Annotated in this window: 22 protein-coding genes and 1 pseudogene; 12 read left to right on the top strand and 11 right to left on the bottom strand. The window is 53.8% G+C overall.

Going from position 1 to position 21,433, the window contains the following annotated elements; genetic code table 11:
• Window positions 1-203: 203 nt before the first annotated feature.
• A complete protein-coding gene (locus HY913_14780; protein MBI4964540.1) occupies window positions 204-1,217 on the bottom strand; it encodes a DUF4331 family protein in 1,014 nt (337 codons plus the stop codon).
• Between the two features lie 747 nt (window positions 1,218-1,964).
• Here HY913_14780 and HY913_14775 point away from each other — a divergent pair.
• The 8 genes from HY913_14775 (at window position 1,965) to HY913_14740 (ending at window position 8,042) form a co-directional block, all read left to right on the top strand.
• Window positions 1,965-2,294: a winged helix-turn-helix transcriptional regulator gene (locus HY913_14775; GenBank protein ID MBI4964539.1), complete on the top strand. Its 330-nt coding sequence runs from the start codon at window positions 1,965-1,967 to the stop codon at window positions 2,292-2,294.
• Between the two features lie 4 nt (window positions 2,295-2,298).
• Window positions 2,299-2,676 carry a VOC family protein gene (locus HY913_14770; GenBank protein ID MBI4964538.1) on the top strand — a complete coding sequence of 126 codons (378 nt, stop codon included), beginning with the start codon at window positions 2,299-2,301 and terminating at the stop codon, window positions 2,674-2,676.
• 87 nt (window positions 2,677-2,763) lie between these two features.
• Window positions 2,764-3,546 carry a hypothetical protein gene (locus HY913_14765; GenBank protein ID MBI4964537.1) on the top strand — a complete coding sequence of 261 codons (783 nt, stop codon included), beginning with the start codon at window positions 2,764-2,766 and terminating at the stop codon, window positions 3,544-3,546.
• Window positions 3,547-3,663: 117 nt separating this feature from the next.
• On the top strand, window positions 3,664-3,984 hold the full coding sequence (locus HY913_14760; protein ID MBI4964536.1) for a helix-hairpin-helix domain-containing protein: 321 nt from the start codon (window positions 3,664-3,666) through the stop codon (window positions 3,982-3,984).
• Between the two features lie 87 nt (window positions 3,985-4,071).
• On the top strand, window positions 4,072-4,959 hold the full coding sequence (locus tag HY913_14755; protein MBI4964535.1) for a VOC family protein: 888 nt from the start codon (window positions 4,072-4,074) through the stop codon (window positions 4,957-4,959).
• A 193-nt stretch (window positions 4,960-5,152) separates the two neighbouring features.
• Entirely contained in the window at window positions 5,153-5,692 is a 540-nt protein-coding gene (locus HY913_14750) for a DUF1579 domain-containing protein (protein ID MBI4964534.1), read from the top strand.
• 221 nt (window positions 5,693-5,913) lie between these two features.
• Window positions 5,914-6,801, top strand: a complete 888-nt coding sequence (locus HY913_14745) for a DMT family transporter (protein MBI4964533.1) — start codon at window positions 5,914-5,916, stop codon at window positions 6,799-6,801.
• Window positions 6,802-7,088: 287 nt separating this feature from the next.
• Window positions 7,089-8,042 (top strand): hypothetical protein, encoded by a 954-nt coding sequence (locus HY913_14740; protein ID MBI4964532.1) that lies wholly within the window; start codon window positions 7,089-7,091, stop codon window positions 8,040-8,042.
• 2 nt (window positions 8,043-8,044) lie between these two features.
• Here HY913_14740 and HY913_14735 read toward each other — a convergent pair.
• The 5 genes and pseudogenes from HY913_14735 to HY913_14715 form a co-directional block, all read right to left on the bottom strand.
• Window positions 8,045-8,944, bottom strand: a pseudogene (locus HY913_14735) (DMT family transporter).
• A 41-nt stretch (window positions 8,945-8,985) separates the two neighbouring features.
• Window positions 8,986-9,468, bottom strand: a complete 483-nt coding sequence (locus HY913_14730) for a MaoC family dehydratase (protein MBI4964531.1) — start codon at window positions 9,466-9,468, stop codon at window positions 8,986-8,988.
• A 447-nt stretch (window positions 9,469-9,915) separates the two neighbouring features.
• Window positions 9,916-10,245: an SCP2 sterol-binding domain-containing protein gene (locus HY913_14725; GenBank protein ID MBI4964530.1), complete on the bottom strand. Its 330-nt coding sequence runs from the start codon at window positions 10,243-10,245 to the stop codon at window positions 9,916-9,918.
• Window positions 10,246-10,376: 131 nt separating this feature from the next.
• A complete protein-coding gene (locus HY913_14720; protein MBI4964529.1) occupies window positions 10,377-11,570 on the bottom strand; it encodes an acyl-CoA dehydrogenase family protein in 1,194 nt (397 codons plus the stop codon).
• Window positions 11,571-11,640: 70 nt separating this feature from the next.
• Window positions 11,641-12,750, bottom strand: a complete 1,110-nt coding sequence (locus tag HY913_14715) for an acyl-CoA dehydrogenase family protein (GenBank protein ID MBI4964528.1) — start codon at window positions 12,748-12,750, stop codon at window positions 11,641-11,643.
• A gap of 610 nt (window positions 12,751-13,360) precedes the next feature.
• Here HY913_14715 and HY913_14710 point away from each other — a divergent pair.
• Window positions 13,361-14,083 carry a MerR family transcriptional regulator gene (locus HY913_14710; GenBank protein ID MBI4964527.1) on the top strand — a complete coding sequence of 241 codons (723 nt, stop codon included), beginning with the start codon at window positions 13,361-13,363 and terminating at the stop codon, window positions 14,081-14,083.
• A 194-nt stretch (window positions 14,084-14,277) separates the two neighbouring features.
• Window positions 14,278-14,811, top strand: coding sequence for an SH3 domain-containing protein (locus tag HY913_14705; GenBank protein ID MBI4964526.1), 534 nt, complete (start codon window positions 14,278-14,280; stop codon window positions 14,809-14,811).
• A gap of 453 nt (window positions 14,812-15,264) precedes the next feature.
• Here HY913_14705 and HY913_14700 read toward each other — a convergent pair whose 3' ends face one another.
• Window positions 15,265-15,657: a type II toxin-antitoxin system death-on-curing family toxin gene (locus tag HY913_14700; GenBank protein MBI4964525.1), complete on the bottom strand. Its 393-nt coding sequence runs from the start codon at window positions 15,655-15,657 to the stop codon at window positions 15,265-15,267.
• A gap of 9 nt (window positions 15,658-15,666) precedes the next feature.
• Window positions 15,667-15,894, bottom strand: coding sequence for an AbrB/MazE/SpoVT family DNA-binding domain-containing protein (locus tag HY913_14695; protein ID MBI4964524.1), 228 nt, complete (start codon window positions 15,892-15,894; stop codon window positions 15,667-15,669).
• Between the two features lie 381 nt (window positions 15,895-16,275).
• On the opposite strand from HY913_14695, the gene HY913_14690 reads away from it, so the two are divergent.
• The gene (locus HY913_14690) at window positions 16,276-17,559 is read left to right on the top strand and encodes a hypothetical protein (protein MBI4964523.1); all 1,284 of its coding nucleotides are present in this window, start codon (window positions 16,276-16,278) and stop codon (window positions 17,557-17,559) included.
• A gap of 340 nt (window positions 17,560-17,899) precedes the next feature.
• Here the strand turns inward: HY913_14690 and HY913_14685 are convergent, their stop codons facing one another.
• Together HY913_14685 and HY913_14680 are read right to left on the bottom strand one after the other, a co-directional pair.
• Entirely contained in the window at window positions 17,900-18,361 is a 462-nt protein-coding gene (locus tag HY913_14685) for a pyridoxamine 5'-phosphate oxidase family protein (protein ID MBI4964522.1), read from the bottom strand.
• A 12-nt stretch (window positions 18,362-18,373) separates the two neighbouring features.
• Window positions 18,374-18,916: a hypothetical protein gene (locus HY913_14680; GenBank protein ID MBI4964521.1), complete on the bottom strand. Its 543-nt coding sequence runs from the start codon at window positions 18,914-18,916 to the stop codon at window positions 18,374-18,376.
• Window positions 18,917-19,240: 324 nt separating this feature from the next.
• Between HY913_14680 and HY913_14675 the strand changes: the two genes are divergently transcribed.
• Window positions 19,241-20,338 carry a strictosidine synthase family protein gene (locus tag HY913_14675; GenBank protein ID MBI4964520.1) on the top strand — a complete coding sequence of 366 codons (1,098 nt, stop codon included), beginning with the start codon at window positions 19,241-19,243 and terminating at the stop codon, window positions 20,336-20,338.
• 320 nt (window positions 20,339-20,658) lie between these two features.
• On the opposite strand, the gene HY913_14670 is transcribed toward HY913_14675, so the two are convergent.
• Window positions 20,659-21,429: an ATPase gene (locus tag HY913_14670; protein ID MBI4964519.1), complete on the bottom strand. Its 771-nt coding sequence runs from the start codon at window positions 21,427-21,429 to the stop codon at window positions 20,659-20,661.
• Between the last annotated feature and the right edge of the window lie 4 nt (window positions 21,430-21,433).

The following is a 21,433-nucleotide window of genomic DNA, read 5'->3' as shown; positions in this document are numbered from 1 at the left end:
CCGGAGCGGTAACACAAGGAAGCAGCCCCAGGCGCTCCAGACCCATCGCGGACATTCGGTGGGCCGTGCCGTTGAAAAAAGCTGCGGCCCCGTCCATGTTGTGAGGAACGCCCGATAGCATCCTCGCCAATCGGGGCTAGCTCGACGCCAACCCCTGTCGGCGAGGATTTCGCACTCCAAAACACTGGATCCATCGAGCGCCGTCAGCTCTTCTTCTGATGCGGCGTGCCAATGTAGGGGAACTCCTTGAGAATGTCCGTGTGCGGCTTGAGGCCGGTGGGGGGAATATCGCCCTTGGAGAGGAAGGCGAGGCGATGATCGATGACGTCGTCAGTAAAAACGCGGCCGTTTGGATACTTCGCGGGCTTCGAAGGATCGAAGCACAGCATGTCGGGCAGAATGCGGTGAGCATCGATCGCGGCGATTGCCTCTTCGCTGGTGTAATTGCCCGTATGTCCCATCAAGTGGACAAACTGATCCGTCCAACGCTTGCGATCGTTGACCGGCTCGCTGGCGTTGAATTCCAATTTGGTGTCGTCGGTATTGAAGAAGCTGCTTACGCTCGGGTGGCCGGCGCGATCGACATGAAGCAGCTTGCCGTCCTTGCGCACGCTGCACCGCCCCCAGATCCGGATCTCCGGGTTCGCACCGAGTTCGCTTGTCGGCAGCTCGATCACTGTCGAGAACACATTGGCTTCCGTATTTGAATCCACCCCTGTCCACGGAGACTTGCCGCCCAGGTGGGGTGCGGTGAAATTTCTGCCGCCCGAGGTATCGAACAGATTCTTAATTCCGTCGTAGTCGAAAAAGAAAGCGTCGCTGCGAGCACCGGCGAAGAAAGTGTACGCCGCGGACTTGACAATGTTGGGGTTGGCGCCGAAGGAGACTTCGGCATCGGCGATGATCTTCGTCCCGACAGCTTCGACCGAGCGGGATTCCGCGCCTTTTGCCACGAAGACGTTCACGGTCTGCATGCCGTTTTGCGGTGGCGAGAACACGTAACTGATCGCGATGTCCGTCAGGCAGTCTCCGTCGTTGTCAATGTTGAGTCGGTAGATGGCGTCAGGATGAAGCGCGTCGGCTTGCGGATTTGCATTGAGGATGATCACAGTCCTCGATGGGTCAGTGGGCGACTGGAACGCGTATAGGTCGCACAGGTCGAGTCTTTGGTCCCCGAGAGGTGGACCGAGACTGAGTCCGGTAAAATGGTTCGACATTTTTTGTCCCTCCTTAAGATAAGCATTTGTTTTTGGGTCAACGGTGCGGAACGTTGGATTGTGAAGGACCGGCAGATGAGAAGCTGGTGGGCCTGCGAAAGCAGCGCCTTCAAGAATAGTTCGATGCTGTTGTGGATGATGCTCCCCCTCCTTTCTTTGGTTAGAAGATGTAGAAGCGTTTGCCTGGTTGGCCGTTGCAGCCATGTTATCGCTCCGTGGCCAACGCCTCCAGGCGCCTAAACGTAAGTGTACGGATAGTGATTCTCTTGCGTTACATGAAGTCGTAGCAATTTCCCTCTGCTCGGAACTAATACATGAATCCGAATCTCACTCGGCCGGATATTGCCCCAATTTGATCCGTTCCAATAATTATTACTTTGAGACTCACTGGCGCGAAAAAAGATCCTCAGACTGGAAATAGACCCTCCGGGCGGCGGCCCTTGGAGGCTGTCCCAAAAGTCGAAACCAAAAGTAAATCGTGCCACGAGGTGACCCAAAATCTCGCGCCAGGTGGCCGGTCTCTGTGGGGCGAGGATACTCGCAGAGGCCGCAAATCCACTGTAGGGGCGACACATGTGTCGCCCTCGGGCGAGGCTTGCCTCGCCCCTACAATGCGCACACGGCTCGAGTGGCCCAGATCGTACCACGATCATGGAGCCGCCCGAGTTTTTGAGACAGCCTCCTTGACACGCGATCCGCGTGCATTATTTTACCATTAGGTTAATTAACCGGAAGGTTTAACGTAACATGTCACCCGATAAACTCAGCACCACATTCGCGGCCCTCGCCGATCCCACTCGCCGAGCGATCCTGGCTCGCCTTACCGCAGGTGAGAGCACCGTGACCGAACTGGCCAAGCCCTTCAAGATGAGCCTTCCTGCCATTTCCAAGCATCTAAAGATGTTGGAGCGCGCGGGCCTGATCGCGCGCGGTCGAGATGCGCAGCGGCGACCCTGCCGGCTCCAGGCGGGGCCGCTCAAGGAAGTCGCCGACTGGGTCGAGCGCTATCGCAGTTTTTGGGAGGAGAGCCTCGATCGATTGGGCGATTACCTACTCGAACTGCAAACAAAGGAGTAAGCGTATGTTCAAACATACAAAAGCATTTAGCAGTTTTTCGGTAAACGATTTACAGGAAGCGAAAAAATTCTATGGCCAGACACTCGGCCTGGAGATTTCTGAAATGCCTGAGGGGCTGGAACTGCATATTGCGGGCGGCACCAGGGTATTCGCATATCCCAAACCCAACCACGTTCCGGCAACGTTTACGATCCTTAATTTTCCCGTAGACAATGTTGAGGAAGCCGTAGGTGAGCTGACCAAGCGAGGCGTGCACTTTGAGGTCTACAGTAAAGGCGACCTTAAAACAGACGAACGCGGTATTTTCCGCGGTGAAGGCATGAAAATAGCGTGGTTTAAAGACCCTGCCGGCAACTTCCTGTCCGTGCTTGAGGAAAAATAATCATGAGGTCGAACCGGTTTTACATCCGACCTCCGCGGCTTTCAGAGCCCAGCAGCCTAAGACAAGCAAGTAAGGAGGAAATGCAAGATGAGAACGTTTCAGACAATTGTGGCGATTGTAGGTCTCTTGCTCTCGCTTACAGCGAGCGCGGAAAATAAGCAGGGGAATAAAATTGATCCCCTACCGCGCGATTTGGAAATTCAACTTGCGCTTAGCGCACTGCCGCCGCACCTCAGAGACAATGCAACAGTATATGTTTTAAACCCTGCCAAGGGTTTTGAAGTTGCACGCAAGGGCACTAACGGATTCCACGCCTTTGTTGCTCGAACCGGCGATGATACGTTCAGAGGCTCCTGGCCCTTCACGAAATATAGAGATGATATTCTCTACCCGGTTTCCTTTGATCAAGCGGGCGTCAAGGCACACATGCGAGTCTTCTTTGACGCAGCAGAGATGCAGGCCAAGGGCACTCCTCCCGGCGAGTTAAAGAAGATCATCCAAGATCGTTTCAAATCAGGATACTACAAAGCGCCGGAACGAGCCGGGATCTCATACATGCTGTCTCCAGTGCTGAGAACGTACCTCGACCCGGAAAAAAGCGGGGAAGAAATTGATAGTGTCATCACAATAAATTTTCCTCACGTTATGTACTATGCGCCTAATGCTTCGAATGAAGACATAGGCGGCGTGAAACCCGGACCTAATGTAATGCATCCTTTTGTTATAATGCCCGGCCCCCACGGATTCATGATCCATGGCATCGACCTGACGGAAAGAGCAAAAATTAACAAAGAGTACGAAGAGATGCTCGCAAGACTCTGCAAAATCAAAGACGCGTGGTGTTTGCCAAAAGAGAAAGGTCAGCATTGACGCAATCGTCGGTAGTGCTGCGATTGGAGCATCGGGCGGTTCAGTGTGAGTCAGATCGGACCGGCTCGGCTCTTGAATCGTCGCAGCCGAAAAGAGGCAAGTAAGGGGAGGTTCAAAATGAGAAAGGCCCTGACAATACCACGGTCTAAACTAAACGAACCCACGCAACTGGAGGACCTGCCAAACATTGGCAAATCTATTGCGGCCGATCTTCGGCGTATTGGAATATTCAGGCCCGATCAACTTGCCGAACGTGAACCCATTGCCGTGTTTCGTGCACTGTCAGAAGTCATGGGCCATCGCCACGATCCCTGTGTGCTCTATACGCTAATGTCGGTAAAGCATTTTCTTAAGAGCGGCGAAGCTGTGCCGTGGTGGAAGTTCACCGCCGAAGGAAAGGATCTTCTAAAATCAAGCAAGGATGGAGGTCAGCAATGAAGGCACGCATAACAGTCATCACGATCGAGTTTGATGACCTCCAATTCGTTAAGGACAGCGGGTGAAGAATCAAAGGAGTTATACATTATGCAAAAAATCACACCACATTTATGGTACGATAAAGAAGCTAAGGAAGCGGCCCGATTTTACACCTCCATCTTCAGAGAATCAAAGGTCAGCTACGCGGCAACCATTCATAACACCCCTTCAGGCACGGTGGATGTCATTACCATTGAACTTTCCGGCCAAGAATTTACTCTGATCTCCGCCGGCCCGTTTTTCAAGTTCACTCCAGCCGTTTCACTTCTTGTTGCCTGCGACACGAAAGAAGAAGTCGATGCATTATGGCATGAACTGTCACAAGGGGGGTCGGCGCTTATGGAGCTTGGCGAATATCCGTTTAGCGAAAAATACGGTTGGATCCAGGACAGGTATGGCCTTTCGTGGCAATTGATGTTCATCGGCGACCGAAAGGTAAAGCAGAAAATTACCCCAACGCTTATGTTTGTGGGCAAGCAATGCCGAAAAGCGGAAGAGGCGATCAATTTTTACGTGTCGGTGTTCCACAATGCAAGAGTCGGGGACATCGTACGCTACGGCAAAGGTGAAGAACCCGATAAAGAAGGAACAATAAAGCACGCTGCTTTTACGCTTGAAGGCCAGGCGTTTGCGGCCATGGACAGCGCGCATGTTCATGACTTTGCTTTCAATGAAGCCATTTCGTTCATGGTGCACTGCGATACTCAAGAAGAAATAGACTACTTCTGGGGGAAGCTCTCCGCTGACCCACAAGCTGAACAGTGCGGTTGGCTAAAAGACAAGTATGGCCTCTCATGGCAAATTGTTCCAACCGTCATGAACGAGATGCTCAAGGACAAGGACCGGAAGAAAATAGACCGGGTAACCCAAGCATTTCTCAAAATGAAGAAATTCGATATTGAAGCTCTCAAGCGGGCATTTGAGGGAAACGTATAAAGAGGTCGAAAGCGTATCGCCAGGAATAAAGTCTCATGCTTAAATTTTATATTAAGGATGTGAATGAAACTTTGCACGGTCCGGGCGTCGGTACCGGAAAAATGAAAGAGAAACCGTTTCCACGGCAATCAGGTTCACCGAAACTCAGCCCGAACGCGGCTTGCAGGTGAACACAACGACAAGGAGGTTTATCATGGCCAAGAAAGCTAAAAAGGAAGGCGAGATGGATATGCAGGCGATGATGGAAGTGTACCAGAAGCTGGCAATCCCGGGTAAACCCCACAAGATGCTTGCGAAGCTGGTGGGATCTTGGACCACCAAGACCAAGGGATGGATGGAACCCGACAAACCCCCAATGGAAAGCACAGGGACCTGCAAACAGAAAATGCTCTTTGGCGGGCGTTACCTGCAGCAGGAGTATGCCAGCAAGATGATGGGGAGTCCGTTCGCCGGCATCAACGTGATCGGGTACGACAACTATACCAAGAAGTATGTGTCGATCTGGTTCGATTCGATGAGCACCGGTATCTATTATTTTGAAGGCACCGCAAGCAAGGACGGTAAGACCATCACGCAGACATGTACCTACGACGATCCGGTCAGAGGCCCGTCAGTATGGCGCAGCGTGACCAAGATCGTGGATGACAACACCATGGAGTATGAAATGTTCTTCACCTCCAAAGGGGGCAAGGAAGAGAAGATGATGGAAATGACCGTTTCCAGGAAGCGATGATGTCACGCCTGTGGGCCAAGTCTGCTCCTGGCTCATTTCAGGCTACCGTCCGGTATCATGAAACCGGAGATGCGCCAAGAGAAGACTTGACCCGGTCCACTTGACCCGGTCCACCGTTCATCACACCACACCAGAACATGCAGCGAGTTGAGGCTCACGCTGTCACATGATAGGATCGGTTTCTGAATTGCTTATGATGCGGGGACTCGAAGGCATTGTCTATCAGGCAGTACAAGTTCGTCAAAGGCTATTCGCTCGTTGTGGCCGCAACCGCGATTTGGTCGGGGAATTTCATCGTCGCCAGAGTCCTCGCGCATTCAGTGCCGCCGGTAACTTTGGTGGTTTTGCGCTCCGCCATAGCAGCAATTGTTCTGTTGCCTTTTGTGATGCGCCCATTGCGAGACGAGATCACCATAATTTATAAGCATCTCGGCTACCTTGCCTTGACGGCATTTTTAGGGTTGTCGGTGTGTAATACGCTCGTCTATGTCGCGGCTGAGACCTCGACGGCCCTGAACCTCACGCTGATCGCCATCTGTTCGCCTGTGTTCACTCTTATATTTGCTCGGCTTTTCCTCGGCGACACTCTGACTTTTCGGAGAATCATCGGTCTTATTGCTGCCATGTCGGGAGTTGTTTTCCTCATCACCGACGGTCAGCCAGCCCGTCTGGCGCATTTGACCTTTTCCGACGGTGACCTATGGATGTTGGGTCAGGCAGCTTCGTTTGCTCTGTACAGCATTCTCGTTCGCATGAAACCTGCGGAGCTGCATCCGCTGACATTTCTGTTTTCGCTGTTCGTGCTGGGCCTGATTGTGCTGCTTCCCTGGCTTGCTTGGGAATTGTCCGGAACAAAAGCGATAGAAGTTTCTCCAACAATTGTGGGGGCGATCCTCTATCTAGGCATTGGCCCATCGCTACTGGCGTACCTGTTTTGGAACCAGTCGGTTGCAATAATTGGTCCGAGCCGAGCCGCTCTTGTCTATTACTGCCTGCCGTTGTTCGGCGGCGGAGAGGCCCTTTTATTGTTGGGTGAACCGATAAATGCTGTTCACGTCCTGAGCGGAATATTGATTCTGGCTGGTATTGTCTTCGCCACATGGGAATAAAGCGAGCTTTACGGCGATTAAGGAACAAATAGCCCACAGGCTACAACTGGTTGCAAAACCCAGACAACACGTGTACCGGTTTCCGGTCTTTGTAGGGGCGGTTCGGGAACCGCCCGAAATCTGGGCGCTTCTCGAAGCGCCCCTACTGTAACTACGCAGGCCAGAGAGGTTTTGCAACCACTTGTAGACATTTTGAATAGGGAACAGTGCAATAAAATGATTTTGGGCAGAATTTCGCCCGCGCTGCACTGATACCAGAGACGAATTTTAGCGCAACGGAGGTTTCCATGTCCAAGACGGAGAAAAGTAGCATCGAATTGAGCGCATGGCCGGAATTACCCCTCCATGAATGGCAAGATACTTACACCACGCTTCATATGTGGACCCAGATTGTGGGCAAGCTCAAGCTCATGCAGAGCGCCCACGTCAATCATTGGTGGCAGGTCGTGTTGTACGTGACTGCGCGAGGATTGACGACTTCTCCCATCCCTTACGGCCGGCGGACGTTCGAGATTGATTTCGATTTCGTCGACCACCAATTAACTCTGCGCACCAGTGATGGCGCAACTCGCGGTTTTGGTCTGACCGCTCATTCCGTAGCCGATTTTTATCGGGAACTTGTGGAATCGCTTCGTTCGCTGGGAATTGATATCAAGATCTGGACGACACCAGTGGAGGTCGAGCAACGCATCCCGTTTGAAGAGGACGACCAACACGCATCCTATGACCCAAAGTACGCTCAGCGCTGCTGGCGCATTATGGTTCAGACCGACCGTGTGCTGAAGCGATTCCGGTCCGGCTTCATAGGGAAATGCAGCCCTGTGCACCTGTTCTGGGGCGCATTTGACATGGCGGTAACCCGGTTTTCCGGGCGGCTTGCTCCCGAGCATCCGGGGGGAGTGCCTGCTTTGGCTGACTTTGTAGTGCGAGAGGCGTATTCACACGAGGTGAGCAGTTGCGGCTTCTGGCCCGGAGGCGGGGCAGTTCCGGAACCCGCTTTTTATGCCTATGCTTATCCCGAGCCCGTCGGTTTCAAACAAGCCCCGGTCAGCCCTGAACAGGCGTTCTACAGTCTCGAACTCAGCGAGTTTGTCTTGCCGTACGATGTAGTGCGTAAATCCGAAGACCCGGATGAGACGCTCCTGAGCTTTCTTCAAAGCACATATGGAGCTGCGGCAAATCTGGGAGACTGGGATCGTGGTTCTCTGGAGCGGCATGAAGGTGTGCGGCCGAAGGAATGATCCTAGCTCTTGCCGGTGACTCTTTCGGGTCGATTCACCAGGTAAAGACCGGCAGCCACCAGACCGAGGCCCGCTAGAAGAAAAGAGGTCAACTCTTCTTTGAGCAGCAGGCCGCTAAGTATTACCCCGGACAGCGGCGTGAGAAAGGTGAAGGCAGCCAGACGGCTCACCTGATACCTGTGGATCATCCAGAACCACAGGAGATAACTGGCAAACGCGATTACAACACTTTGGTACACCAGGGACCCGACGACGAGCCCGTCCAACCTCACGGGCCGTCCCCATTCGAAGACCAGCCATCCTGCCGCGAGTACGGGAACAGAAAAGAAAAGTTGCACAAATAGGGTCTGATAATGGGTTATGGGCTTGTTCAGCATGAATCGTTTGAGGTAAATGTTGGTCGCGGCCCAGAGCGCGGCTGCAGCCACTTCCATTAGATCGCCTACCCAATAAAGAGGGCCCAAGGTGGCTGGTCTGGTGGCAAAAACCGTAACCAGGCCGGCAAACGAAAGGATTAGCCCCACGCTCTTGGTCAGGCTCAAACGCTCTGCTGAAAGAAAGAAATGTGCCCCGATCGCAGTCCACAAAGGCTGGGTGTAGAGAAAAATGATGGCTCGAGAAACGTTTGTCAGGTCAAGTCCATAATAGAGCACGAGGAATTCGATTCCGAAAAGCCCCCCCAAAGCCACGCCGTGCTTTAGATCGCCCGCGGCAAGGAATACGCTCTTCCCGTTCCATGCTGCATAGATCCACAAAAGGAACGCGGACACAACCGACCTTATGGTCGCTGCCAGAATCGGAGGGACCCCTTGGTTGCTGATCTTGATGCTCACCATATTTCCGCCCCAGAGCAGACACAACAAGACCAGAAGCACCACTCCCGTGGCAGGAATATGGGCTGAATTCGCTATTGGGTGGGCCCCACCGAAGTACTCTCGGATCTTCAAGGGTTCTTCTCCGTCCCCTTCCGGCACCGAAACATACCCATTCCCTTCCAGGTCATCACGACCTCGCGATGCTGGTTCAGCGCCTCGATGTACGACCGAATTGTTCCTCGATCGGGTTTCGACCGAGAGACCCTGGATTCGAGCACAGTCACGCGAACCGAAAGGGTGTCGCCGGGACGAACAGGCTTGCGCCAACGCAGCTCGTCTACACCGGGCGAACCCAAGCTGGCCACCCGTGAAACGTAATGGTCAACCAGAAGCCGCATGACCAGGCTCGCGGTGTGCCACCCGCTGGCGATCAATCCGCCAAAGGCCGACTCCTTTGCCTTCTCCGGATCTGTGTGAAAGGGCTGCGGATCGAAGCGCTTGGCGAATTCGATAATTTCGCCCTCCTCAATGGTAACCGAGCCGAACTCGTGGACGGCTCCGACAACGTAATCCTCGAAATAGCGGTTTTGAGCAGGAGATGTGAATGTCATAGTCTTTCTAGAACTCCTTTGGTTTGCCCTGGAAATCCATCTGTTCTTGTCTCTGAACTCGCCATTTGTGGGCGTTTACCTGGATTGAACCACGAATTATAGCAGCATAAGACTTCGGGGCAAGCCCATTTCCGCATCATGACCAGGAGACAGGGAAACGCCGGCGTGAGGGACTCCGACCGCGAGGAAAGGAAAGACGTACGGAAGGGCTGGATGAGGCTGTCCACCACAATGGGTGCGCGCTGTCTGGTTCCCAGGCTCCGCCTGGGAACCAGACAGCGCTGTCAAGGTGTTATCAACCAAAACAGTCGGCGGGCACAGTCCGTCCCACAGAAAGCGTGTCGCCCAATTGTAGGACGGGCCGTGCCCGCCGTATCATGGTTGCCGATAAGGCACATGAGAAATCAAATTGCTTGTACTGATTCAGCTTTCAACCGGCACCAATGATCACCTCAAAGGGAACAGAGTCTGAATTCGCTGAGCGGCCATGATGTCCCCGGAGGCTTTCAATTTGCCGGTCATGAAAGCGGTCATGCCGTTCAAGGTGCCGTTGCACATGGCCAGCCAGTCCGCGTCCGCCATGGTGAGGCTCACGGTAGGGCTCTCGTGAACGCCCTTGCTCACCTGGCACGTGCTGTCCTTGACCACGATGTTCCAGTCTCCTGCTTCATCACCCGTGATGTGGAATTGAAAAACCATGTTCAGGCCGGCCGCTGCTGCTGCATTAAAAACCTGTGACATGTTTTCGAATACTTCGGTAACGGTACTGAGTGCCATGTCTGTTCTCCTCTCTATTTGATGCTAAGCGTCACGCCAACGCGGGCGTGGGTCACGCGGTTACGAATATCGGAAATAACTTGTCTCGTTCCCAGGCTCCGCCTGGGAACGAGGATCTACCGAGCTTTCGGTCACTTCAACATGTCACGCGAAAAGCCCAGAATGTTGCGCGCGATCACCAGCATCTGAATCTGGCCGGTGCCCTCGAAGATATCGGTGATCTTCGAGTCTCTCATCCACTTCTCGGCCAGCCATTCTCGCGAGTAACCGAGCGGCCCGAGGAGTTCCACGCACTTCTGAGTAACCAGAGTAGCCGCGCGGCCGGCTTTGGCTTTGGCTATGGAGGCTTCCAAGCTGTTCCTTAGCTTGTCGTCCAGCATGGATGCCGCGCGCCAGTTGAGCAACCGCGCGACTTCAAGATTGGCCTCCATCTCCATCATTGTCTTTTGCACGTAATTGAGTTTGTGGAGGCTAACGTCGTAGGGGAAGGAGTAGCCTTCGGCTTCCAGCTTCTCTTTGGTGAACTCCAACGAGGCTCGGGCCACGCCGATGGCCATGGCAGCCACACCCGGCCGGGTGGCGTCAAAAGTGGCCATTGCTCCGCCCAGGCCCTCTCGCCTCTCTGCGACCTCCGGGCTGCCCAGGATGTTGTCATAGGGGATGCGGCAGTCCTCCAAAACAATCGAGGCCGTGTCGGACGCGCGGATACCTAATTTGTGCTCCAGTTTGGTAACCGTTATCCCTGGTGTGCCCTTCTCTACGACGAAGCTCTTGATTGCGGCCCGACCCTTGCTTTTGTTCAGGGTGGCCCAGACCACGACGGCTTCGCTGTGAAAACCCGATGTAACGAATATCTTTTCGCCGTTAAGAATCCACTCGTTTGTCTCAGGGTCGAGCTTGGCTGTGGTGGTGATCGCGGCGGTATCCGAACCCGCGCCCGGTTCGGTGATGGCCATTGCGGTAAACTTTGCCCCGAATCGGGCCTTTTGTTCCTTGGTGGCAACTGCGTCAATGGCCGAATTGCCTAAACCGCGAACGGGAAAGGCGAGCATGATCCCGACGTCGCCCCAGGAAAGCTCTTCCATGTTTACCACCAGGGAGACATTGGGTTCGGAGGTTCTTTTTCCATCCGCGTCCGGCTTGCTTCCACTGCCCTGTTTGAAGGTCTTGAGGCCCATCCTCTCGACCACGTCATATAGCTGCTGCACCTTATCATGCTCGTGGTCGTCATAGTACCGAGACACCGGCCTGAACACACCTTCTGCAAGAGCACGGACCATTTGTCGGCCTTGTTCGGTTGCCGGTAGTAGTTCAAAGTCTATCATCCAGTTCTCCTTTTGAAACGGCTCGATTGTTCAGCGCAGAATCGGTCGTTGCTATGGTCGCCGGCCCGTTTCAGCCTATGGCCAGACCTTCCATGGTGGAAAACCCTCGGCCGTTCCGGAACCACATCTCCACAGGATGCTCACGGATGTACCCGTGGCCTCCCAGGATCTGCACGCCGTAATCGACAACTTTCATAGTCTGCTCGGCGCAATACATCCTTGCCAGAGCTGCGTCTCGTGTGGCGTCCTCGTTTCGATCCAGGCGCCAAGCCGCGCGCCATGCCAGCATACGCATACCATCTACCTCCATGGCAGACTCGGCCAGCATGAAAGCAATGGACTGGCGGCTGGCAATGGGTTCCCCGAATGCATACCTTTCTTTGGCATAGTCCAGGGCGTACTCGTACGAAGCACGGGCAACTCCAACCGCCATGGCGCCAAGGACCGACCTCGAGAGATTGGTTAACCTCATGTAATCAATCCCCCGGTCCCCGCCCACCAACCGCGATTTGGGCACTACACAGTCTTCAAAAGTCACTCGAAACAAGGGCAGAGGATTGAGCCCCAGGTTCTTTTCCCGCTCACCAATTTTGAGACCCGGTGTGCCCTTGTCCACAATTATGGCTTTTACCGAGCCGGGCCCCGCACCTTCGGCCGCTGAGGCGTAAACCAATATGTGCTCGGCCTGATCGGCCATAGGCGCCATGCACTTGACGCCATTGAGGACTATCTCGTCTCCTTTGGTCTGTGCGATGGTGCGAAGATCCATCGGATCGAACGTTATCCTCGGCTCCATTAAGGCTGCCGTGACAGGGAAGAATTGTTCCCCGCAGAGTTTTGGCAGCCACTCTTCCTTCTGTTCCTCGGTACCGAATTCGAGGATGGGTATCATCATTAAGAGAGGAGAAAGGGCCCCCAGGGTGAGACTTACGTCGCCCCAGGCCAACTCCTCGACCATTATGGCCGTAGTAACCGCGGAACGACCCAGTTCATATCCGCCGTATTTTTCGGGGATTGCGTTGGCACAAAAGCCCAGTTCCCATACTTTGTTCAGGAGTTCGGCCGGAAATTGGGCCTCTTCGTCGCAATTCCGGGCAATCGGCCTGAGTTCCTTGGCCGCGAACTTTCGGGTCATGTCCTGGATCTGCCGTTGATCCTCGTCCAGGGTAAAATCAGCCATTTAACCTCCATGCGATAGATGTCTGTTACGTGAATCGCTATGAGATTCGAGCCTGGACCGCGGTCCAATGTTTAAGCGTCCTTGACGATGTAACATGCGTCGTCGGTCGCGGTACCTTATCCAGGCTACTGTCAAGTGTTGCCCCTGTGCCTCGGCTAGTGCCGAGAATCAAGGGTACCGCATGAGGTTATACTCGTCACCTGAAAGCTGTCAAGCAAAATAGACAAGTGATCAATTTACCATTTGCAACATATTGATATGTAAGGTTAACGTTGGTTCGTTATTGGTTTATTATTGACACAAGCCCCCCCCGGGATTATGCTCTCGAACGGAAACCCATCGCCCTCGCAGACGACCCATTGTGATGAGGCCTACATGGAAGTGTTCCATCCCAATGCCGCTCCCTCCTCACGTCTCCATTTAAGATGTGGTGCACCTCCGAGGAAGGGGCCGAGGATCGCCGTGTTTGTGCCAGGGAATCGTGGGCCTCTCCGGAGAGTTTTGCAGCGAAGGGTGTGCTCCGGATCATGGATGGCGTTGGAACCGGGCTTCATTCGAGCGACCACCGAAGGACCGGGGTGCTTGACAGTACGGGTTACAGGAGAAGACATTGAAGTTAAGTGAACTCGCCAAAGCGACCAATGTTCCTAAGCACACAATTCAGTTTTACCTTCGGGAAGGTCTCCTTCCGAAGCCTCCTCTGAAGCGGAAGAAGCTCGCAGACTACGGCGAAAGCTATATAGATGAAATCGAATTTATCAAAGACCTTCAGGAAAACCACGACCTGCCGGTTTCAGTGATTAAGCAGATCATCAGGAGACAGCGCAAAGTATCGAGATTAGAGCGCTCATTATTCCGCATTCAGACCAAGTACCTTAGCCCGAGGGCTCACCTGCTCACGAGAGGAATAGCAGGAGAAGAGAACTTCAGGGAAGCGACCGGGCTGGGGGCCAAATGGCTTCAGAAATTCGAAGACTGGGGCATCATAAAGCCGGAGCTACGCGACGGAGTGAAGAGGTACGATTACGACGACCTGATGCTCGGCAGGTTGATAGTGGACATGGACGTTATTGGCCTCGGTCCCAAGGACGGGGCCGACCCTGAAGCCCTACTGCACGCGGTCGAACGATTTCGGGAACTCCTGCAGCAAATCAACGGTTATTTTGCCGAGCGTTATTGGGGCAAGCTCTCCGAGGAGCAATTTTTCGAGAAGGGAACGCAAGCTCGCGAGATATACGCGATTTACTGCTACCACTTGTTTCGCAGATTGGCCAAAGACGACACACGGGAACGTGTAATCCGCATAGAACAAGAGAAGGCGAGTCGTAGGTAGAGCGCGGCAGAAGCTCGTTGCCCAACCGCAGGCCTTTAAAACCCCAAAAAAGAACATTGAAATACTGATTAACGTCTGTCAATTAGGGAGAGTCTAAAAAGAACGGACGAGCGAATCGGAAGTGTCTTTATTGCCCCCCAAGGGAACGCGGCTAACCGGGTGCGGCAAGCGCCATCATGAGGAGGTATCAAGGCATGAGACCAGGGCATTCGATAACGATCATAAGCTGCTTGGCACTGTTGTTGGTCGCGGCCTCTTTCTCCGAAGCCCAAGCCCAGACGTACCGGAGCGCGGTGGTTGTCTCCATAGACAGACCTGAGAATTGCCTCAGGGTCAGAAGCGGACCGGGCACCAGCTATCCAATCGTGGGATGCGTACGCATGGGGGAGCGTCTGCAACTGACCGGCGCGTGGAGTCAGAACAACTGGGCCGAGATCGACCTGCCTGCAAAAGGATGGGTCACGGGGTCTCAGATTCGGCGTAGTGCGACGGTTTACGTGCCGGGAGTCGTCGTTCCCGCTCCTGCTGTAACCTACGTCGAGCCGTCTCCGGTGGTCCGCACTTATGTCCGCACCCCTTATTATCCTTATCGGCGCTACGGGTATGGCGTTTACGGTGGCCCCGGTGTTGGAGTGCGAGTCGGGCCCGGTGGCGGTGTGGCGGTTCGCGCCGGTGGCGTGGCCGTTGGTGTCGGTCCAAGGGGTGGCTGGGGCGTAAGAATCAGGTAGCAGGCTGGATTTTTCTGGGGAGTGACTTTTTGCAAAAAGTCCCTCCCCAGACCCCTCCTCAAAAACTCTCGCGACTCGCCACACCATTGCCGCCAAGGCCGACAATGGTGCGGCGCGCGGGTCCGTGGCATCCAGCAGGCTCCTCGCCCTATCCACTATTGAAATACATAAGACGGCGGGCACAGCCCGCCCTACAGGATGGGCCTCGTGCAAGGGTAGGGCGGGCTGTGCCCGCCGATTGCTATAGTGACGCGCATTCAGTTTTGCGGAACACGAAAGAGGGCACGGCACGCCGTGCCCCTACGCCAAAACGAGGCCCTGAACCCGGTTGTAGGGGCACGGCGTGCCGTGCCCAACAAGACCGTGGCGTCGAAGGGTCTCAGGCAGAATCCCCTTGTCACCGAAATACGGGCTAGACGCCTGTCTCCACCAAGCTATTTGTGGTGCGGTTTGCTACTTTTGAAAACATCCGCGGGCATTTTGCTCCAGGAACGAAGCAACAGCGCGTTTATCAGCCTTGCCTTCGGCAACATCGCGAATCAGCTTCTCAAGGGCTTCTTCATCCGTTTGGAGTTCAGCCCCATTCATTTCCAGGAAAACTATTGCTGCCACCGCGCCCGTTCGCTTGTTGCCATCATAGAATGGATGATTTTTAACGATGTGGAACAGATAGGCTGCGGCCATCTCGGACAGACTTTGGTGCAGATAAGTCCCCTCAAACATGGAACTGGGCATGGAAATTGCCGACTGCAAAAGTCCTAAATCGCGAACGCCGCTTAAACCGCCGTAGCGCCGAATCTGATCGCGATGGACATCCAGTATTTCGTCCAGGCCTAGAAAGACGATGTCCACGTTTTATTCCGCTAAGCGTTGGAGCATTCGGCCATATTTTCGATTGGCTGTACCCAACGCTTTTCGGAACTTGCGTTGACGCTCTTCATCTCTTACCGGACTGATCAGCAACACTTGTCCATCGGTGGAAATCTCCAGCGGCGTGTCGGAATCAATCTTGAGCAATTCCAGCACAGGCCGATCAATGATTAAGGCCAGGCTGTTGCCGTGCTTGGTGAGCTTCTTGATCATTGAATCCTCCGGCCCTGTTGGGTCATCGTACGTACAATGTATCACTCACAAACGTGAAGTGCAAGCCTTGGGCGCCACGGACCTGGCCCCGTCCATTGCTGCTCGGTAGCTTATGTGGTTGACGGCTCATCTGCCGATCGGTATGGTGGGAAACGGGAATATGAGGTCTAGCTCTGCACATGATGGTGGTTATCGCAGCGTGCAGAGTGGTATGAGACCATTGGGAGGTCTGCTCGCGAACAGACCCGAATCAAGCGACGGTATCCGGACTGAGCGATTCGCAAGAGAGGAGAAGCACTGCGTAAATCCGATTTCTAGTCCGGTACTGAGGTGTGTAACCAGGAAACTTAGTGAATCATATCTCCATGCGAGAGGTGAAAAATGAGGGCGCTTCTTGATAACTCTACCCTCACGGCTGCGTTTAGGGCAATCGGATTGATACCGAACCCCAACAGAGACCTCTTTGACCTGGATGTTAGTGCGCTCAGGGTGCTTATCGACAACCTCATAATCTCCGATGAGATATACATACTAGATGATTACAAACCGGAATTCAGTGAAGAACGAAAGGCCTGGCTTCCCTATGACTTTGTCAGCTTTGAGAGCATACCCGAGCCCTTAAGTAATCGGATGTTGAAGCACGCTAGAGCCCACGTCCATAATTGGCATTTAGGCCAACATCTGGCAACGGACTTTGCGGAATTGTTCAATGACATGGCGATACTTTTTCGCCACGCCTGGAGAGGATCTGAATCATTCCTTGTGCTCAAAGCGTTTGGCGTCGAAAACAAGTACAATAACACAGTAACAAGGTCTCTAATTCAATTTCTGCCCAAGTCGGGGGATGAATCTCAGAACCTGCGAGAATTTTCGCCAAAGGCCTATAACCGCGCGACGGTGGGCCTTGCGAAAGCTGTTGCCTGGTCTGCAATTCGAACCGTTTACTATAGACAAGCAGGCAAGTTGCTGGGTTGTGACTACATGCCACACCCCTTGAGAAACATGTATAACGCCAAATGCATTCTTTATGATAACCACCCCAACACGAGAAAAATTAAACTTCATTCCGCGCAGCTCCCCCCTGAGCGGGACAGGCGCTATGAAGAATATATTAGAGAGCGAAACTATCTTAATGACATGAATGGATTCTTTCGGCGTTTCTGGCAAAGTTGCAACGAAAAGGACGACAATGTTTTTGGAATTCAGACGTTTGATGTGGAGATGCCTCCGTTCTTGAGTTATGTGTTGCGCCAATACGAGCACAGTATGTTCGGAGGTGGTGGTGAAAACATAATAAACATGGCCTTGGAGTTGCGCGAGTCTGAGGGGCCTAAGCGCCTACGCGAACTGCTTAAATACATATATGTGGACTGTAAAGACATCGACAGGCCTTCGGCTCTTAGGGCATTCGCTGCCGAACTTCGTGGCCTAAAGGAAAGGCTTCAGGTGTACCTTGGGTACCAGAGAGAACGGATCAACTTAAGTGCAAAAGTGGTGTCCTACAATTTTTCGGTCCCCAGGTTTATGACTAAACCTTTCTATCCATATAAGCCACATTTGGCATTCATACGTGACGTTATACTCGAACTGGCTAGTGTGGAAGCAATGGGGCGGCTAACTGACTTTCTGTGGACGCGTACACATGGAAAACACGGGCTGCCTTAAACGGGGTGGAGCCGAGGGAATGGACTTACTTAACGGCCACTCCGACGAGACGCGGCTCCAGCATCTAAATAGCTGCCTTCATGGAACGAGTCAAGGAATTTTCGGTACTATGAAAACACACTTTGCGTCTCCCGCGACCATCCGGGTTTGCTCGGTCGTGGAGAGCCCGACTTGTCCAGAAGCGAGCGAGCACCGGACCTCAAGCTACAAGCGGATGAGATCCGGTGACTTGGATCAGCACTAGGCCGCGAACGGGTCGCGGTTCAAAAGGCCGGAGGTCATTTTTCTCCAGGGCGTGGGTGTACGCGCGGCAATCTGATATTAGGGTCGAGCCAGCCAATTAGTATCCAAGCTTCTTGCCGGTCATGCTCTCGATGTCGATTCTGATGATGGCGGCCTTGTTTACCTTTTCTTCGGGAAATTCGTAGCTAAGGGAAGGCGAATAGTGCTCCATGATGATGGCGAGGCCTTCTAATTTTTCGGAGAAGTCTTCTACAATGTGGGCTTTTCCGAAGCCGATTATACTGAGGAATTTGGCGGTCCAGTCGCAGGCGGCTTCAGCATGAACCACTTCCACGTCACATTCCATTTCAAAGCAAACGTTGCTGTTCTGCCGCAGGATGTCAATTTTCATTCCTTTGAGCGAAGAATGAAAATAGATTCGATTGTCCTTGAAACCGAAATTTACCGGCACAACGTATGGAACATCGTTCAGGCTCAGACCGACACGACAAACCTGCGCTTTTAACATAATGGATTTCAGGATCGCCGGATCGGTAATCTCTCGGTCTTTCTTTCGCACTGTCACTCCTCCTCATGAAGCCTTTTCTCTGTGCTTGGCCAAATCATCCGCGGTGACAAACCATTTCGCGGCCCTGTAATGTCCCATGCTCTTTCGGTATATCATTAGGACAAGGATCGCGGTAAAAAGCACGCCCGCTGCCACCAGCATCGTTGTCAGGAAAAGGAAGCTCGCTGCCGTGTATCTCCCCAGCGGCTCAGGAAGATTAAGCTCAGGCTTCCCGGGAACGTAGATGATGCTGATCGGGCCTTTTTCTTTGACTCCGAGCCACAAGTCCTCATCCACGGAGGCTCGTTTGGTTATGGTCTTGGAGTCCGCCCGGAACGTATACAGCAGATAATAATTTCGGGAAGGCGGATCGTCCCAGTCCTCAGAGGTCTTTCCCACTACGATGCCGGTGATGGAAATGCCTTCGCGGCCAAGGAGCCACTCCAGATGGATTTCTTCAAGACCCCAATAACCGGCCAGAAGTGAAGCTCCACCAAAGAAAGCCATTGCGGCCGCGCCGACCCAGAAGTTTCCCGGGCCAAGATTCCGTGTGTCATACGATCTCATTAGACGATACTTTCCAGGGAGAACCATACTCGGCCAACTGCTCTGAGGCAAGAAGGTTTCTCCCTTACGGATTTGGGATTCTTCGGGGTGCCAACGTGCGTATTCCGTCTTTCAGAGGCAGGGCTGTTTTTGTGGGGCAGTCCCGCGAGCCGCGGGATTCCAGCCTGCCCCACAATTCTCCGACATCTTCATGGGAGATGCCTACCTCATGTGTAACTTACTCTTTTCATGAAGTCACAAAAATGTATGTTCTTCCAGTCAACCATCTGATATGTTGGGCTGGTGATGGAAATCCGGATTCGGTGAGACTAAAAGGAGGGGGCTATGCTCAAGAAGATACTGGCGGTTTTGGCGTTATTTATCGGGATCGTGTGCGTTTATTTCCTTGTGTGGCCTGTTCCTATCGAGCCGGTCGCATGGCAATCGCCGCCAAATCCGGGATACACCGGCCCGTTTGCTCGAAACGAGCGCCTCAAGGGCCTTCAATTACTTCCCATAGGAAAAAACCACGGCCCTGAAGATGTGGTCTTGGATCAGCAAGGCCGGATCTACGTGAGCACCGGCGAGGGCTTCATCGTGCGGCTGAAGCCCGATGGGACCTCCCCAGAGGACTGGGCCGATACCAAAGGCAGGCCTTTGGGACTCGCATTCGACCCGAAGGGGAACCTGATAGTTGCCGACGCGTACCGGGGCCTCCTGTCAGTGGCCCCCGACGGCTCGATCAGCGAATTGGCGACGGTTGCGGATGGCATTCCGATCCGATACGCGGATGACGTGGATGTGGCAGACGACGGCAAGATCTACTTTTCGGACGCGTCCACGAAGTTCGCAGCCAAAGACTACGGCAGCATGGGAGGCAGCCTCCTGGAAATCATGGAACACGGTGGGACTGGAAGATTGCTCGTGTGGGAGCCGGAGACGCGAAAAGCCCGCACACTCCTCAAGGGCCTAGATTTCGCGAACGGCGTTGCGGTTAGCCACGATCAGACCTATGTGCTGGTGAATGAAACGGGCAGCTATCGCGTCATCCGCTATTGGATAGCCGGCCCTCGAAAGGGAACGTCCGAGCCGTTGGTGGAAGCCCTGCCCGCATTTCCGGACAACATAACCCGCGGGCTGGACGGCCGATACTGGGTGGCATTGGTTGCTCCACGCAATCCGCTCGTGGACAAGCTCTCGGACAATCCCTTCGCCCGGAAGATGATTCAGCGTATGCCGTCCTTCATGCGGCCGAAAGCCGAATCTTACGGCCACATCATTGCCGTCGACGGCAACGGCAAGATTCTGCTGGACCTGCAAGACCCTCAGACTACTTATCCTCAGAATACCGCAGTCACGGAAACCAAGGATTTTCTATACATTGGGAGTCTTACCGCGACGGTTTTGGCTCGTCTACCCAAGGACAAGCTCGGCCTCAAGTAGCAGAGAGTGTGATCGGAACCTTCTGTGCCAGATCTCGGCAAGAGCGCCTCCGTCGCAGGGCAACGTGCAGACTGCCAGGACGCGGTGACCCCAAAGCATTGCACCCTACGGTTTTTTCGAGAGATGCGGTTCGCTTTGCTCACCGCATCTTACACGAGGATGTTTGTCCCCAGTTAGAAGAACCCTGCTTATTACTTGCTTTGTGTCTTCCGCCAATGGCGGAAGACACAAAGCAAGCATGATACGGGAGTTTTTGGAGAGGGGTGCGGGGAGGACCTTTTTGCAAAAAGGTCCTCCCCGCAATTCTTACTCCCTTACTACTACACCACTGCGTATAGAGCGGCTCCGAGAGCGCCGGTAATTTGCGGATGCGGCGGTATGGCGACGGGGCTGGCGGTATGCTGTTTGATGAGTTCCGCGAGGAAAGGGTTGTGTTCGATCACGCCACCGGTGAGTACGACGGTGTCGGTCAACACGTCCATTTCCATGATTCGCTTCACCACGGAATGGAAGAGGCCTCTGACGATCTGTTCCACTCGATGGCCGGCCTTGATCTTCTCCAGCACCTCCGTGGCTGTAAAGACCGTGCAATAACTTCCCAGAGCGACTTCACCGTCCGCGTTTCGAGCCAGTCCGTCAAGGTCTTGGAGCGGGAGGCGGAGCCGCAAAGCCATCTCTTCAAGGAATGCGCCTGTTCCGGCAGCGCATTTTCGGTTCATTTTGAAACTCACCCGATGCCCGTCTTTGTCCAGCTTTATGACCTTATTGTCCTGTCCTCCGATGTCCACCACCGTGATCGGGCCGGGAAAGAAATGCAGACAGCCCCGACCATGACATGAGATCTCCGTCCGATTCGACGACGCGAAAGGAACACTCCTCCTACCGTATCCCGTCGATATTACGGACGTAACATCCGCGCGGTCGAGTCCCGCGGCCCGTAAACACTCTGTCCACGCGGTCTCCGACGCAACCTCGAAATCAGTGCCGGAATAAAGCACATGACTCCCGAGGATGCGCTCCTCTTTGTCAACTACTACTGCCTTAGTCGTGCAGGAGCCGACATCGACTCCGCCTCCAAAATCGCGCGCCATGTGT

It is taken from the genome of Desulfomonile tiedjei (assembly GCA_016212925.1).
In the GTDB taxonomy this organism is placed as follows: domain Bacteria; phylum Desulfobacterota; class Desulfomonilia; order Desulfomonilales; family Desulfomonilaceae; genus JACRDF01.
The sequence above is the reverse complement of the archived record's forward strand: the minus strand, read 5'-3'. Positions and strand labels throughout refer to the sequence as shown.